This is a genomic window from Anaerococcus nagyae, from assembly GCF_017874535.1.
GTDB classification, from domain to species: Bacteria; Bacillota; Clostridia; order Tissierellales; family Peptoniphilaceae; genus Anaerococcus; species Anaerococcus nagyae.
This window is the reverse complement of record NZ_JAGGLS010000006.1, coordinates 23,921-40,884: the sequence shown is the minus strand read 5'-3', so window position 1 is coordinate 40,884 and position 16,964 is coordinate 23,921. Positions and strand designations below refer to the sequence as shown.

The following is a 16,964-nucleotide window of genomic DNA, read 5'->3' as shown; positions in this document are numbered from 1 at the left end:
TAAAGGAGTATATATGGAAGGTAGGATAATTTCTGGCGAAACTGCCATTATTGAGATTAATGAGTTTGAGTGGCAAAAGAATATTAGTTCTGGGGAATATCTTGATATTGAAAGTATAGAGATAGGGACTAATAATACCATATCTTTAAGAAAGAAAATTCCTTTTTATAAATACATAATTAATTATATGTTAACAAGTTATAGCGATAGGCTGGATATAGAAAAAGAAGACATAGGTGAAATAGCAAGTAATATATTTACTTCTATTCAAAAAGGTGAAAAGAATGCTGAATTTGAAAAAATAGTAAACTTAGTTGTTGAGTTATTTCGTGAAAAGAACCTTTATCCCCACGGATCCAAAAGCGAAGTTTATGGGTCATTAGAATATGATAAGGATAAGAGAAAGGTTTGGAAAAAAACTCAAATTAGAAAAGACTTCAAGGCGAGTGTTATTAGCAGAGATAAGATGTTCATCTATGGATTTGGTCTAGGTATAGAAATAGAAGAACTTGAAGTTTTTCTTATGAAAGTTTTAGAAGAGACGGGACTTAATATTTGGGATGAAAAAGAAGCTATGATTTATATAGCTTTGGCGCATTTTCCTAAGAATTCTGTAAACTTTTTTGTAAGAGCAATGGATCTTTATAATAATGAAAAAAAAGCTAATATTAAAGAAAGAAAAAAAGAGACTAACCTTAACACAACTATCCTACAAAATTCTCTAGATGATTACATAAATGAATATAGAAATATGGAACAAGTTGATGATTCTATAATATTAAATATTATTGCTTATCACAAGGTTTTAGTTTTAGAAAATACCAATCGTACAATTCTTAAAGAATTTATATCTACATTTAGAGAAGTAGAAAAAAAATTATCTGATGAAATTTCTGCCTTTTCTAATGTAAAATATGGTAATTCAGATGATAACACTACAAATGCTGATTATTTTTCAAGAGGAAATGTAAAAATATTCTATCAATCTACTGATGATATAATAATTCCTGTTGATACAGGTTTTGAATTTAAATCAGAAAAGACAGGAGAAATTAAGGTATACTATCCAGAAGAAGAAATAATTCTTAAGGCAAGTACACAAAAGATAGAAAAAGAAGTAAGTGTTCAAAGCGCTTCTTATAAGTATAAAGACGAGGTTCCTGTATTAGGTTCTAGTGAGGAGTACAGTGATTTTATTTATCAAAATAATATAGAAGGAATCATAGATATAAATCAAGATTCTATTTATATATCAGAAAAAAGATTATCTTCGCTTTTAACCTATCTTTATAATAAAGATGCCATAATATCAACAGAGGATGTAACTTTATCAGATGAAGAAGTAGAAGCTTTAGATGACTTGTTAAAGGAGACTAGGATTAAGCATGAAAATTTGAATGCCATTATAGAAAAAGGCAAAATTTCTCAAATTACCAGACCAAGGCTTATAACTCTATATTTTTTATCCTATGTATTAGATAATGAAGATATATGGTTTGATAAGCTATCTACACCAGCTCGTAGGAAAAGAGACTATTTGATCTTTATGGACTCTAAGTTACGTAACTCAAGACTTTATGAGTACAATATCTCAAATCCTTATGAGGAAACTTTATTAAAGCTAGTAGTCTATGATGAACCAATAGACGCCTTTAGGGATTTGTGGGCTAAGTACCTGATAAATATAGGAGAAGATTAATGAAAAACTTTAAGACCCAAGAAGAATTTATTAGCAAAATAAAAGATTCCCTGGATAAGTCAAGACCATCACTTTCAGGTCATAGATTTAAGATCTATGGAGATAAGGGAGACCTCATTTATGAAGCGGAAGTAGGCAGACTTGTAGGAACAGGGTCTTCTTGTTTGGTCTATGAAGTTATAATTGATGATAATTATCCTCCAAAGAAAAATATGATTATGAAAGAATTTTTTCCGACTTTTCCAAATGACTCTATAAAAGGAGTTAGAGATAAGGAAAATCCTCACATAATCCACTATGAAAGTAAAAATGAAGAAGATCTTATAAACTTAGTTCGTGATCAAAAAAAATTTATAGAATCATATGATAAACACATTAAAGTGATTGATATAGATCCAGTCCTTGAAGATAGGATAGTAAGACCATATAAGTTGGAAAAATCTTCTGACTACATTTTTGCTTTATATGATATAGATAATGCACAAAGTGTAGACAAATACTACAATTTAGATTTAGCTAGGATCATAAGTATACTTAAGCAAAGCTCGGAAATCTTATCTCTGCTTCACCAAAAAGATATTATTTATATGGATTTAAAGCCAGCAAATATCCTTTATGATTATAAAAGAGATACTGTAAAGCTATTTGATTTTGATGCTGCTGTATTTTTAGATGATTTGGATAATATAAATGAATTTTATATGCCAAAACAAAGAGCTTTCATTCCGCCTGAACTTAGGTATGTTTCAAATATAAATAAGCGAAAGGATATATTTATAAGTGAAGAGATAGACTTATATATGCTGGGTGTAACATTTTTTTATCTATTGATGGATAGGTATCCTGAAGATTTAGAAAATGAAAATATGGATTATTTAGCTCGTAATATAAGAGAAGTATTACTTAAAAAATCTAATAGAATATTCTTAAATAATCAAACTACAGATAGGATAATAGATTTACTAAAGGAAAGTTTATCAATTCATAGATATCTTACGGTAAATGAGTTTAGCGAAAGACTAGATGAAATTTAAAGAGGTTTGGATACTAGTAAGAATAAGAGTATATCAAACTTATTGTCTGCAGCCTATATAATGGATTCTTTTCCCCTGTATAATTACATAAGTAAAGATGAAAATGTTTCCTATATTGATATAGCTTTAGTAGGAAGTTTATCTAGAGGTAGAGAATTGTTTAACCTATTATTTGCATCGGTTGATCTTATAGATGTAGAAATTAGGTTTAATATATATAATGAAAATCCTAAGAAGGCTTATCAACAAATGACTAAAGCTATGCCTTTATTAAAAGAAACTTGTCATATTACTATAAATGGCAAAGTCAAGGATGATAATATTAACCATAAGATTACAGATAAAGCTTATGCTAAGCTTAACTTTTCCTCCGATTTAGATATGATAGAAAGTACTTATATCATAATCCTGCATGATGATAGTAAAAATTATTATGATTTAGGATTTAAACTTTTTGATAAATTTAAGGATAGGAAAGAAAATCATATCATACTAAACTATACAAGATATACAAATAATTTAGATAGTAAAGAAATAAATAATTTGAGACTGTTTAATATAGATATAACAAGTGCAGCAAGCTTTAGAAGTAAAGAATATAGTGAGAGCATATTAGAAGAAGCCTATAATGTTCATAGGTTTTATACTAGAGCTTATAAAGGTGAGAGAGTTGATGATAATGAAATATGGCAAGACTTTATAAGAGATGACCTACATAGCGTAAAGTCATCTATAAGGTCGGCTCTTTCTATGAGATACAGAGTTTATATGGCAGGATCTTATCAAGCTAGTGATATAGCTCGTGACTTTTATGAGAAAGTAGTTAAGCCTGGACAAAATACCAAGAGTATAAGTTTAAGGAATATATTTGCTGATAGAGAACATCATACTTGGAATAGGTTTATGATAACACAAGGTTATAGGAGGCCTAGTAAAGAAGAGTTTAAGTCTTATGCTTATATAGGTTCTAATAATCACATAGATAGAATTCATAAGCTCCATCCACTTATTGCTAATACAGATATAAAGAAGTTTAAAAATGGTCAGGATGATGAATTTGAGAAAGTTTGCAATGAAATTTATGAGTATTTATATTACAAAACTCAAGATCTTGATAAAAAGGTAATGGATAGGATAAGCCATAGTCTAAATAATACCAACTGGTATACTAATGATACTTTAATGGAGATATTCCCTTTATGGGAAGAACTTTACAATGTTACAGATAGAATGATAGATCAGGAAGCTTTTGCTATAAATACCTTAAAACAACTAATGAGTATTATAGATGAGATATTTGAAAAAGACTTTTATGGAAAAGATGATCTTTTTAGTGATTATAAGCTTATTAAACAGGATATTGATCTTTTGATTGAGCGCAATCAAAAGAAATCTTTTAGGTACTTAGATTATATGATTATAGATGCAAAACCTCTTATTAAAAGTGGATCTATCAAAACAATTTTTACTCCCTTTATAAAAGAAAATGAACTCTTATGGGCAAATGTCATTGCAGCTATAAAATTTAGTCCACAGAATTTGATTTTACTTACAGATGATAAAGACAAGTACAGGGAGAAATTTGATAGAATTGTCTCCTTTATGAAAGATAGGAGAATGCAAAGGTCATTAAATATAGAAATAATTAGCTATGATGAAATGACTCTTTATAGTAAGGAAAGTGCTATAGTAGACTTGACCTTAAATACCCATACAGATGCTAATAGAGAAGAATTTGATGGTTTAGAATATGTAGAGTATCTTGGGTCAAACAAGTGGGGTGGCAACTATAAGGCTGTTGATTATTATACAAATGAGAGAAGCTTAACTGTGGAAGAAACTTTCTTTCTTAACAACGCTAAATTTTATAATGCCACAAGTGAGAGTAATCTAGCAAGGCTTAGCAATTATTATGAGAAGCTATGGCTTACATATTTGTCCTTACCATCCTATAAGTGGCAGGAGTTTACACAAATATTTAGACACAGTATGGATCAGTATATTATAGATCTATCTTATCCCAAAGATGAAAAAACTAATATGATGGAAATAGGAGATTTTATCTTCAGAAGAGATGATAAAGTCAAATATTCTAAACTTACTTCGTTTTTGGATAATCTTAAAAAAGAAGGGATAGTTATAGATTATAAGTATCCAACAAATCCAGGAAAGTTAAAACTGCAAACTATAAATGATAATCTGACGATTCGTTTAGGAGAGTTTATAAGTAATAATTTAAAAAAATATTTCCAAAATTTTGACTTAAGGAAATTATACTTTCCGCTTATTTATAATGAAAAACCTAAAAACTTTTATTGCTATGGAATGAGTGATAATCTTGATTTCTCATATAAAGTTGTTTATAAAGATGGCGAAAAGCTAGCTGATGACTTAAACAATATGATGATAAATCTAGACAAAAGTATAAATGATGATAAGGAAGTAAGAGTTTTCAATCAAAAAGATAAGAAAGAATATGTTAGTTATAAGGATGGATATTTAGATCTTAACTATGAAATGGGTGATATAGCTTTTAGAGAATTTTTTGAAAAAGGAATAGCTCTACAAGTTTATACTTATTTTGAGCTTATAAGAAAAAGCTCTGTATTCGATGAGATAAAAGTAGATGTAAGGTTAAAATGGAAGGCCTACGGAGACTTGACGCCTATTAGCCAGGCTGTGGGAAATCATATAGATGTTGTATGTACTAAAAAATTTTCAACCTTTATAATAAGTTGTATCCAAGAAGAACTTAAAAAAGAGGATGTATACGAGATAAAGGCTGAGTCAGAACAATTTGGTATAGATACTAAGCCAATACTTATAAATAGCTATAGTGATGGTATAGAAGTCTCAGTTAAAAAAATTGCCAAGGCCTGCGGAGTATATATTATAGATCGTCAAATGTTAAAAGAAAATGGAGTGGTAGGCTACTTAGAAAATATAGCAAGAGCAGATCAAAACTGGAAGAATATAGAAAATTAGGTGAGTAATGAAACAAGTATTTGTATCAAGCACATTTAGGGATATGCATATAGAAAGAGATTTGATTCAAACAAAGCTAATTCCTGATTTAAATGAAAAAGCTTATCAAAATAAAATAGAAGGAATTAAATTTCAAGATTTGAGATGGGGCATTGATACAGATACAGAGGATGAAGAAGATAAAGACAAAAAAATCTTAGAAGTTTGCCTTGATGAGATAGAAAATAAGAGACCATATTTTTGTGTACTTTTAGGAGATAGATATGGTTGGATTCCTGATAATGACTTAGTAAAAGAAACAGGTATAAGATATGGAATTTATGATGAAAATGAGCTTATAGAAAAATCTATAACTAATCTTGAAGTAGATTATGCATTTTTAAGAAATCCTCAATATGCTAAAAATTCCTATGCCTATATTAGAAATATAAGTGGTGATGTTAAAGGAACGATCTATGAATCAGATGAAAATGAGAAGGCTAGAATTGAAAAGCTAAAAGCAGAGATAAAAGAGATTCTACCAGCAGAAAATATCCATGAATATGATGTTGTATATAAGGATGGTAATTTAATCGGTACTGAAAAATTTATAGAATTTGCCAAAAATGATATGACTAGAGTGCTCTTAGAAGATGATCTTATCAAAGAGGACCTAACAGAAAATCAAAAAGAGATTCTCTATCATATGACTCAAGCTAGGGAAAAATCTGTCATATCTAATGCTAGAAGATCTATAGAAGAAAAGATTATGCAAGATATTAAAAGGCAAAATATTATTACTATCAAAGGAGAAAGTGGTAATGGGAAATCAACTCTGATGTCTAAGATATCAAGTAATCTTAGTAAATATACTCATTCCCTTATATTTTTTTCCTCCCTTACACCAAAAACAACAAGTTCAATTGGACTTATGAGAATAATAACAAAGTATATAAATGAAATTATTCAAAAAGAAGATCAAACTTTTGAAACCTTACCGATAAACGAAATAATAGGCGAATTTGAAAATGATATAGAAGAAAGCAATAAAAACCCTGTAAATAAGAGCAAGGAAGAGAAGCTTTATGAGTTGGCTATTAGGGAGTATTCTAACAAGGGTAAAAAAGATATCATAATATTGATAGATGCTATAGATCAGCTTGATAATCCAAGTAGTATTTCAAATTTGATAAAACCTCTAAGCTTAACTGATGACAGTAAGGTTAAATTCATCATATCATATCTGGATGATAAGCGAAACGCTGATGATTTTATATTTTTAAATAATTACACCAATTATACTTTGGGAGAATTAAGCAAGGATGACAGACTTGCTGTTATCAATTCAAGTTTAGCTGATAATAACAAGCAATTACCTTATGAAATAAAAGAGGAGATAATAAACAAAGAAGCAAGTAAATCACCTTTATATATCTCATTATTAGTACAAAGGCTATTGATGATGAATGAGCTAGACTATTTAAATATAATAAGGTCAGGAGATGGTTATGAAAAGATAACTTCATATCAAAAAGAACTCATTCAAAAAATGCCAAATGATCTTAAAAAATTAATCTTAGAACTTATAACTCAAGCTAGCAAAAATCTGGATACTAATACGGATGAGGTAGAAAATACTATAAGCTATCTTGCAGTTTCTCGCAGAGGACTTAGGGAAAGCGACCTTAAAAAGATTTATGAACTAAAAGGAGAATCTTATAATTCTCTAGATTTTGCAACTTTAAAGAGATATTTAAGAGCATTTTTCTTAGAAGATAAATATTTAAGGATTGACTTTACTCATAAGATTATAAGGCAAGCTGTATTAGAAGTCTTAAATACTGAAATAAAGTCTGCTCTTCATAATGATATAGCTAATGCCTTTATGTGTTTACCAGTAGAAGATCCTATAAAATTGCAAGAGCAATATTATTCTGCCTATAAATCATCAAATAAAAAATCTGCTTTAGAGCTTTTAGAAGGTATAGCTAAAAATATCTCTAAATTAAGTCCTGAAGAAATAGAATCATCAATAGAATCTATAACTAAGTTGCATAATATTAGCATTAATTATGAAGATGATGCTTGGATAAAAGATTTATTTGAGGATTTTATAAAATTTGATTTAAATATTCAAAAAATTTTACTAGCTTATTTTGCGTACAGATCATATGAGGAAAAAACTAGTGAATCATTAAAAGCAGCTAAGCATAATGGTATAAAACTTTTAGAATATTTAGAAAAGCTACTAGAAATATATCCTAATGACAAAGAAATAATTAGATTCTATGCTGATCAATTGAGATTTATAGGTATGAAATATAATTTAGGATCAAAAAAGGATCTTAGAAGATCAGAAGAATATTTACTAAAATCTATAAAATTAAATGAATATTTATTTGATGTAGATAAATCTTTATATAATAAAGAAAGTTTAGCTAATTCCTATAGCAATATTGCTAGGTTTTATTTAGACTTAGGTCCAAGAAGTAAAGAAAAAGCTAGGTATTATTATAAAAAATCCGTCAATATGTTTGAAGAAATAGTTAGCTTGGATAACACAATGATAAATAATGAAAACTTAGCTATAGCCTATAACAATATAGCAAACCTATACGCAAGTGGTTACGGTAAAAATGCGATGAATAAAGCTAAGGATTACTACAAAAAAACCATAGCAATAATTCAAAGACTTTTAAATAAGTATGAAGATATAGGCCTTAAAAAGACACTTGCTATGGGATATATAAATATAGCTAGTGTATATTTTAGCCAAGGCGATTATAACAGATTGGAAACTTGGTACTATAGAGCCATTGATATTATTAGTCAAATAGAAAACATAGAACCAAGCTTTGAGAATAAGGAGACTTTAGCTAAATCTTATAATAATATAGGAGATTTATTTTCAAGCGAACTAATAGATGATAAGATTAAGGCAGAAGATTTTTATCTTAAGGCAAAGATAATATTTGAATCTATATTAAAAAGTAAAGAGATAGTTTCTGCTAAGAAAAATCTATCTATAACTTATGACAATTTGGCAAGCCTTTATGCTGATTGGAAATTAGAAGAATCTTATAATTACTATGAAAAAGCTATAGAGCTTAAAGAAGATCTTTTAAATATTAGTAAAAGTAACGAGGAGGTTATTGATCTAGCCACAAGTTACAATAACCTAGGGTTTTTATATGTTGATAATAAGAGAAACTATGAACATGCTAAATCTTGTTATAATAAAGCTATAGACTTATTATATACTGTTAATGACAGCACAAGTGATAAAAAATATGGAGAAAATCTAGCGGTATCTTATACAAATCTTGGATCTGTTTATTTTATGATAAATGATAATAAGAAGAGTGAAACTTATTACAGGAAAGCTATAAAAATTCATAAAGATCTTATAAGAAAATATAAAGATGATGATAATATAGAAAAGCTTTTAATAATATATAACAATTTAGCATGTCATATGCTAGATATAGGATATAGCTTAGAAGATATTGAAAATGTATATATACAAGCAATTGAACTTATTAAGATGTTAAAAGATCCTTACAAAAAAAGAAAAAAAACTGCTATTATCTACAATAATTTAGCTAATCTTTATTTAATAAAGAGTGGAGATTATAAAATTTATGAGGATTGTTACAAGAAATCTATAGATCTTACTAAATGGGTTATTAACTATCACTGGTCAGTAGAAAATGTTGAAAGATTAATGGTAAATTATAATAATCTTGCCAAGCTATATAATGTTTGGTCTAAGGAGGATTTAAAAGAAAAGTATTTGAATTTACCTATAGAAATTGCAGATCAAATAGATTATAAAAATAATAAAGAAAACATAAATAAATTTGTATATAAGCATACAACTATATAAGTATCTTATAAGGATGTCTCATGTATTGAGACATCCTTTTTTGTCTAAAAAGCAGTAATTTATAACATTTTATTTAAAATTATTGATAATGAATTTCAAAAAAAACTAAGCTTTTTATGCTCCCCTATAATTAAATTAGATTAAAGATGAGAAATAAGAAAAGAACAAAAAACAAAAACAAGTTAAAGGGGGACACAAATGAAAAATCAAGTTAAAACATTAGTATTAGCACTAGCGCTACTAACAGCAACAGGATGTGGCTCAGAAAAAGCTGTTGAAAGCAAAGGTGTAGAAATAGGCAAAGCTCAAATAGAAACAGAAGTTAATGAAGCTAATGAAGTTAAAGAACCTAAAGTATCAAATGTTGAAAAACCAAAAGCTGAAGATATAGAAATAAAAGAAGAAGATAATAAAAATTATCTAATCCCTCAAACACGTGAACTTAAAAAAGAAAAAGAGAAGAAACAATCTAAAGAAAAAAATATAGAAGGTAAAGAAGAAGAAAAAGAATCGCAAGATAAAGAGTTTGAAGAAGTTGTAGTAAATAATAAAGAGCTAAAAGAACAAACACCAGAAATTGATGAAGTTTTAGAAGGTGATAAAGAAGAAATTGCAGAAGAAGTAAAAGAAGAAGATAAAGAGCTTGCAGAAGAAATCTCTGATGATGTTAAAGAAGTAGCTGAAGAAAATGAAGAAGATTTAGAATATATAGAAGATGATGTTGAAGCTGAGAAATTACTAGCATCTAATGATGAATATGAAGTAGAATATGATACAAAAGATTCAAAAGAGGAAGTATCTAATCTAGCAGCAAAAGCAACATCAACTCCAAAAGCAGTTGAAAAAGAGGTATCTTCTACAGATACTAAAGAAGTAAAGGCAAGCAAACCTGATAATATTACTGGTGGTCTTACAGTATCTAGCCCATCTGAAGCAGAAGTCAAATCATATTGGAAGAATTATCAATCCCAAGCTTCTAATAAAGCTGATTTTTACGGATTAAGTCTTATAAATCCAGAAAGTGAAGATATTTATTCGGCTAATCCAAGTCTTGATTTGAATAATTTAAATGTAGGTACACTTTCAAATGCTGCTCAACTTGATGCCTTACACATTGCAAATACTGCAAGATATGCTTCAGGTATAAAGGAACTTACAATTGGAAAAGATCAAGTTAAATATGCACAAGCTGCAACAATGATAAATAGACTTAACCTACAAATCGATCACTTCCCTGCTTTACCAAATGGTATGGAATCTAACTCAGCAATTTATGCTAATGGCGTTAATGGAGCTAAGAATTCAAATCTATCAAGCCAATTAAACTTACTTGATTCAGTAGTAGAATACTTAAAAGATGACCTTGGCAAAGATAATCAATTAGAAGTTGGACATAGAAGATGGATTCTTAATCCACAATCAAGTTCAGTTGGTTTTGGGCAAACAGATGAGTTCAATGCAATGTTTGTAAATAACAATAATTATGATGGAGAAAACGCAAATACAGTTTACGCCTATCCAGGACAGACAGCTATAAGCGAATTTCATTCACCAGAATCATCACTTTCATTAATGTTTGGTGAAAATTTCGACTTAACAAATGCTACAGTAGAAGTAAAAGATCTTGCAACAGGTCAAGTAAGTACTGACTTAAATGTTGATCATAGCTTTAGAGGAAATTCAAGAGCTGTAACATTTGGATACGGAATGAACTATGAACCTGGAACAAAACTTCAAGTAAAAGTTAATGGAGTTACAAAAAATGGAGTTAACTATCCAGTAGAATACATAATTAACTATATCTCAATTAGATAGTTATAATTAATAGATCGGTCCCTAAAAATTTTAAATATATGTTTTTGTTTTGCCCCCTTGAGGGGCTTTTTGTTTGACTATTTATGCTATAATTAGAGAAAAGATGAAGCTTAAATACTTTTATAATACTAAGGATGTACGATTTAATGAGAAACTTCCAAATATAATGGCTAATAAAGTTGATCAAATCATAATAGGCGGAAAGAATGGATATGATTAAGGTGCCTTTCCTGTCAAACTTTTATATAAAATTAGCACTAGCAATTGGCAAGAAGAATTGAATGTATTAAAGGTAAAGATAGATATTTTATGATCTAATGAAATAAAATTGTGAGAAATTAATAGGAGGTTATTTTGAACGATATTACTATGACTGAAGCTACCAATTATATTCTTAATAGGGGAACTTCTAAGGGAGTACATACTCTAGATAAGATAAGATTGCTTTTAGAAGAATTTGATAATCCTCAAGATAAGATACAAACCATTCATATAGCTGGCACTAATGGCAAGGGATCAACAACAAAAATGCTAGCTAAAGCTCTAGCTAGTAAGAACAAAACTGCCACTTTTACTTCTCCTTATATTAGGAGGATAAATGAAGCCATAGCTATAAACGAGTGTGATATAAGTGATGATGAATTTGTTGACTTGGTTAAAAGGCTTAAGAAACCTATTGAAATGCTAGACAATAAGGGATATTACCTAAGCTATTTTGAAGTTCTTACAGCCATGGCTTATATATATTTTTATGAACAAAAAGTTGATGTGGCAATTATAGAAACAGGACTTGGTGGTCTGCTCGATAGTACAAATATTATAAAAAAACCGCTAGCTTCTGTAATAACTACAATTTCTATGGACCATATGAATATTTTAGGTGATAGTATTGAGGAAATTGCCTACCAAAAGGCTGGAATTATAAAAGAAAATTGTCCTGTTTTCATATACCCAAATGATTCTGTCGCAATGGGAGTATTTTCAAAAAAGGTAGAAGATACTAATAGTAGTTCGTTTACTTTTAGTAAGGATGATATTGAGATAAAGCAAGCTGATGATAAGGCTAATATATTCGATTTTAGAAATTATAAGGATGTAAAATTAAAGCTTTTGGGAAAACATCAAATATATAATGCGTGTTTGGCTTTACTAATCCTCGATTATTTTAAGAAAGATTTTAATATTGACGAAAAAATTATAAAAGATGCACTAGAAAATACAGAAAATATAGGCAGACTTACAACAATTAGTAGTAATCCTAGAGTTATAGTAGATGGGAGTCATAACAAAGAAGCTATAGATGCTCTGATAGATACACTTAAAAGTTTTTCTTATGAAAAATTAATCATAGGATTTTCAGTTCTAAATGATAAGGACTATGAATACATAATAAGAAGATTAAGCGAAATAGCAGATGAATTAATAGTTACAAGTATTGATAATCCTAGAGCCTTTGACTTTGATGAACTCAGTGATATTACTAAAGAAAAGTTTAAGGCTGCTATTACTATAGAGGACAATAAAAAAGCTTATGAATATTCAAAAAATATATGTGGTAGGAACGACTTGGTATTATGGTGTGGATCACTTTATCTGATATCTGATATTATAAACTATCAATCTGAGGATTAATAGTTAATATAGGCTTCATATTAGGTTTTATTATAAAATACACTCTTTTCGGGTATAAATAAACTGATAATTTAGTTTTTGTTTTAATATAACTAAATAATTATTACGAAAGGAGTAAGTGACTTGATAGAATTTAAAGATGTTAGCAAAATCTATCCTGGCAATCAAGTCGCAGTAAAGGATATAAATTTAAAATTTAACGATAGTGAGTTTATATGCTTTATTGGGACTAGTGGTTCGGGAAAGACTACATGTATGAGAATGATAAATCGCATGAATGAAGTAACCGAGGGAGAAATATTAATTGATGGATCCAATATAAAGGATTATAATCCTGTGGATTTAAGAAGAAAAATTGGTTATGTTATTCAACAGATTGGTCTATTTCCTCATATGACGGTTTTTGATAATATAGTTTTGGTTCCAAGACTTTTAGAATGGGATGAGGATAAGCTTAGACCTATAGCAGAAAATTTAATAGAGAAGGTTGACTTACCTATATCCTATCTTGATAAGTATCCTCAAGAACTATCTGGAGGACAACAACAAAGGATAGGAGTTATTAGGGCTCTAGCAGCAGACCAAGATATTATTCTAATGGATGAACCCTTTGGTGCTCTCGATCCTATAACTCGTGATTCCCTACAAAAGATCGTAAAAAGACTTCAAAAAGAAATGGGCAAAACTATAGTATTTGTTTCTCATGATATGGATGAAGCTTTAACTCTAGCAGATAGAATTGTAATTATGAATAAGGGTGAAGTTATACAATTTGATACACCAGAAAATATTCTAAAAAACCCTGCTAGTGATTATGTTAGAGATCTTTTGGGTGAACAGAAATTAAATGAAGCTAAGACTTCTTATGAGACTGTAGATAAGATAATGTTAAAAAATCCTATATCTCTAAGCTTAGAAAAAAATACTTATGATGCTTTGCTTTTAATGAGACAAAAGAGAGTAGATACGGTGTTTGTAGTAGATAAAGATAATAAACTCTTAGGACAAGTTGGTATGTTTGATATTTTAAAATACGGTAAAAATGTCAAAGATCTAGATGAAGTTACTAAGCCAGTCTACTCTATCACTAGCAATACTCGCATAATGAATGCTATAAGTGATGTATACAATCTAGATACTAAAAACTTACCAGTTGTAGATGATAAGAATAGATTAATAGGGCTCATAACTAGAGCTACTATAGTAGATACGATTTATACAAACTTGCGGGATGATTCATCAGATAAGCAAGAGGAGACTAGAGATAAAGATGATAATTTGGAAGAATTAATGAAAGAAGCATCCCATGATTCTAAACAAAATTTAGGAAATAAAGGTGACAGCAATGGCTGATTTTCTTAGCAAAAACTATGCTGATTTATTAGCTAAATGTGGAGAGCACTTATATATTTCTGCCATATCCTTAATTTTGGGAATAATTGTAGCAGTACCAATAGGAATTCTTCTTATAAGAAGCAAAAAGGCGGCAAAAATTGTCATGGCCATAGCTTCTATTCTTCAAACAGTACCATCATTTGCGCTCTTAGCTTTAATGATTCCTCTTTTTGGTGTAGGTGTTAAGCCTGCAATTGCAGCTTTATTTATATATTCTCTTCTTCCTATAATGAGAAATACATATTTAGGCATAGATGGTGTGAATAAAGACCTACTTGATGCTGCTAAGGGTATGGGAATGTCTAGGTCACAAGTTTTATTTAAAGTTCAAATACCGATGGCTATGCCTGTCATAATGAGTGGAATAAGATTATCAGCTGTATATGTCTTAGCTTGGGCTACTCTCGCCTCTTATGTTGGAGCAGGTGGACTTGGAGATTATATATTTAATGGCTTAGATAATGCGATTTTACCTATGGTTATATGGGGAACTATACCTGTAACCCTTATGGCAATATTAATTGACTTTTTACTTGGAAGAATCGAAGATAGATTGTCCCCTGAGAAAGTAAGCGAGGTTGGATGATGAAATTTAAAAAGAGCTTCATTATGTTTATCCTATCACTTAGCTTGATATTTACCTCTTGTACCCTTCCAGGAATTGGGGCAGATGCTAATGAAGATATTGTAATAGCTTCTGGTTCAAATACTGAAAGATTAATACTTGGAGAGATTGATAGACAAATGATAGAACACTATACAGACTTAAAAGTTTCAATGATACCAAATCTTTCATCCTCTATTCTAAATCATATAGCTATGCTTAAGGGAGATGTAAATATATCAGCAGGTATGTATACAGGAACATCCTTGACAGGAGAGCTTGGCATGGATCCTATTAAAGACCCAGATAAAGCTTTGGGAGTAGTTCAAGATGAATATTATAAGAGATGGAATAGATTATGGTATCCGTCTTATGGATTTGAAAATACCTATGCTTTTATGGTAACAAAAGATTTTGCCGAGAAAAATGATGTGAAGAAAGTATCAGATCTAGAAAAAGTGAAAGATAAGATAAAGGTAGGAGTAGATACAGCTTGGATTAGTAGAAAAGGTGATGGATATGAGGCCTTTAAAGATATTTATGGATTCAAATTTAAAGAGATATATCCTATGCAAATCGGTCTAGTATATACTGCGCTTGCATCTGGTGAAATGGATGTTGTTTTGGGATATTCTACTGATGGTAAAATAGCTTCATATGATTTAGTATTATTAGAAGACGATAAAAAGCTCTTCCCACCTTATGATTGTTCTTTAGTAGCAACAGAGGATATAATAAACAAATATCCCGAAGTAAATAGCATCTTATCAAAGCTTAGTGGAAAAATAGATACAAAAACTATGCAAGAGTTAAATAGAAGAGCGGATGAAGATTTAGTGGAACCACCAGTTGTAGCAAAAGAGTTTTTAGAAAAAAATAACTATTTTGAAGATGATAATAGTTCTAAGGACTTTGATATAAAGGAAAGGATAGGAAAATATGAATAAAGTTTTATTGTATTATTCACAAAATGGATCCTATGTGTTTGAACAGTTTATTAGACACTTCCTAATATCAATCTATGGAGTATTATTTGCATCTATATTAGCAATTCCGCTAGGGTTTTTGATAGCAAGAAGGGGGAAGCTTTCTAATTTTTTCATTAGCATAGCCAATGTTATGCAGACGATACCTTCTCTTGCTATGCTTGCCATACTTATGTTTGCTATAGGTACAGGTCCTAATACTGTAGTTTTATCAGTATTTTTATACTCTATACTACCTATATTAAAAAATACGGTAGCAGGGATAAACTCAGTTTCTCCAGCCATAGTAGATGCTGCTAAAGGTATGGGAATGACAAAAAGTCAGATTAGAAGAAAAATAGAGTTTCCCTTATCCGTTTCTATAATAATGGGTGGTATCAGAAATGCCCTAGTAGTAGCAATAGGTGTAACAGCTGTAGGAACTTTTATAGGAGCTGGAGGACTTGGTGATATAATCACTAGAGGTATCACAGTAGCCAATGGTAGTCCGATAATAATTGCAGGTGCTATACCTACAGCACTTATGGCAGTTATAGCAGACTTACTCTTAGGTGCTTTAGAAAATAAATTAAAACCTAAGGAAGTTTCTATATAAATTTATTTATAGTAGATATTAAAAAGGGCTGTTTTGTATAAATAAATCCTAGATATAGGGGATAATGTTCATGTAAAATAGCCCTATTTGCATATTTTTACTTATCTAGATTTTTTTTAGATAAGTAAAAAACAATAATCATAACAATTAGTTGTATAAGTATTGTTTTTATATAGTCATAATTTATTTGTTTATCTCTGATATAGAAATAAATTACGATTAGCAAAGTTACTATTATATAAGTCAAAAAAACTTCTTTACTCTATCCATAATATCTCCTTATAGTTTTTTTTCTAGATTCTTGTCTATAATTATACATATATATAAGAATGAATAAAATACACACTTTCTTTG

At 29.5% G+C, this 16,964-nt stretch carries 10 protein-coding genes; all 10 read left to right on the top strand.

Annotated elements, in window-relative coordinates; translation table 11 throughout:
* Window positions 1-13: 13 nt before the first annotated feature.
* Window positions 14-1,699 carry a hypothetical protein gene (locus tag J2Z39_RS05740; RefSeq protein WP_209814222.1) on the top strand — a complete coding sequence of 562 codons (1,686 nt, stop codon included), beginning with the start codon at window positions 14-16 and terminating at the stop codon, window positions 1,697-1,699.
* Window positions 1,699-2,733 carry a protein kinase domain-containing protein gene (locus J2Z39_RS05735; RefSeq protein ID WP_209814220.1) on the top strand — a complete coding sequence of 345 codons (1,035 nt, stop codon included), beginning with the start codon at window positions 1,699-1,701 and terminating at the stop codon, window positions 2,731-2,733. The genes J2Z39_RS05740 and J2Z39_RS05735 overlap by 1 nt, the downstream gene beginning before the upstream one ends.
* Before the next feature lie 6 nt (window positions 2,734-2,739).
* Complete coding sequence (locus J2Z39_RS05730) at window positions 2,740-5,718, top strand: hypothetical protein (protein ID WP_209814218.1); 2,979 nt, start codon at window positions 2,740-2,742, stop codon at window positions 5,716-5,718.
* Between the two features lie 7 nt (window positions 5,719-5,725).
* Window positions 5,726-9,583, top strand: coding sequence for a tetratricopeptide repeat protein (locus J2Z39_RS05725; RefSeq protein ID WP_209814217.1), 3,858 nt, complete (start codon window positions 5,726-5,728; stop codon window positions 9,581-9,583).
* A gap of 198 nt (window positions 9,584-9,781) precedes the next feature.
* Window positions 9,782-11,398, top strand: a complete 1,617-nt coding sequence (locus J2Z39_RS05720; RefSeq protein ID WP_209814216.1) for a CAP domain-containing protein — start codon at window positions 9,782-9,784, stop codon at window positions 11,396-11,398.
* Between the two features lie 354 nt (window positions 11,399-11,752).
* Window positions 11,753-13,030, top strand: a complete 1,278-nt coding sequence (locus tag J2Z39_RS05715; protein WP_245325712.1) for a bifunctional folylpolyglutamate synthase/dihydrofolate synthase — start codon at window positions 11,753-11,755, stop codon at window positions 13,028-13,030.
* Window positions 13,031-13,153: 123 nt separating this feature from the next.
* Window positions 13,154-14,383: an ABC transporter ATP-binding protein gene (locus J2Z39_RS05710; protein WP_209814215.1), complete on the top strand. Its 1,230-nt coding sequence runs from the start codon at window positions 13,154-13,156 to the stop codon at window positions 14,381-14,383.
* A complete protein-coding gene (locus J2Z39_RS05705; RefSeq protein WP_117521970.1) occupies window positions 14,376-15,011 on the top strand; it encodes an ABC transporter permease in 636 nt (211 codons plus the stop codon). The genes J2Z39_RS05710 and J2Z39_RS05705 overlap by 8 nt, the downstream gene beginning before the upstream one ends.
* Window positions 15,011-15,976: an osmoprotectant ABC transporter substrate-binding protein gene (locus J2Z39_RS05700; protein WP_245325710.1), complete on the top strand. Its 966-nt coding sequence runs from the start codon at window positions 15,011-15,013 to the stop codon at window positions 15,974-15,976. Before J2Z39_RS05705 ends, J2Z39_RS05700 begins: the two co-directional genes overlap by 1 nt.
* The gene (locus J2Z39_RS05695) at window positions 15,969-16,610 is read left to right on the top strand and encodes an ABC transporter permease (RefSeq protein ID WP_209814214.1); all 642 of its coding nucleotides are present in this window, start codon (window positions 15,969-15,971) and stop codon (window positions 16,608-16,610) included. The genes J2Z39_RS05700 and J2Z39_RS05695 overlap by 8 nt, the downstream gene beginning before the upstream one ends.
* The last annotated feature ends 354 nt before the right edge of the window (window positions 16,611-16,964 follow it).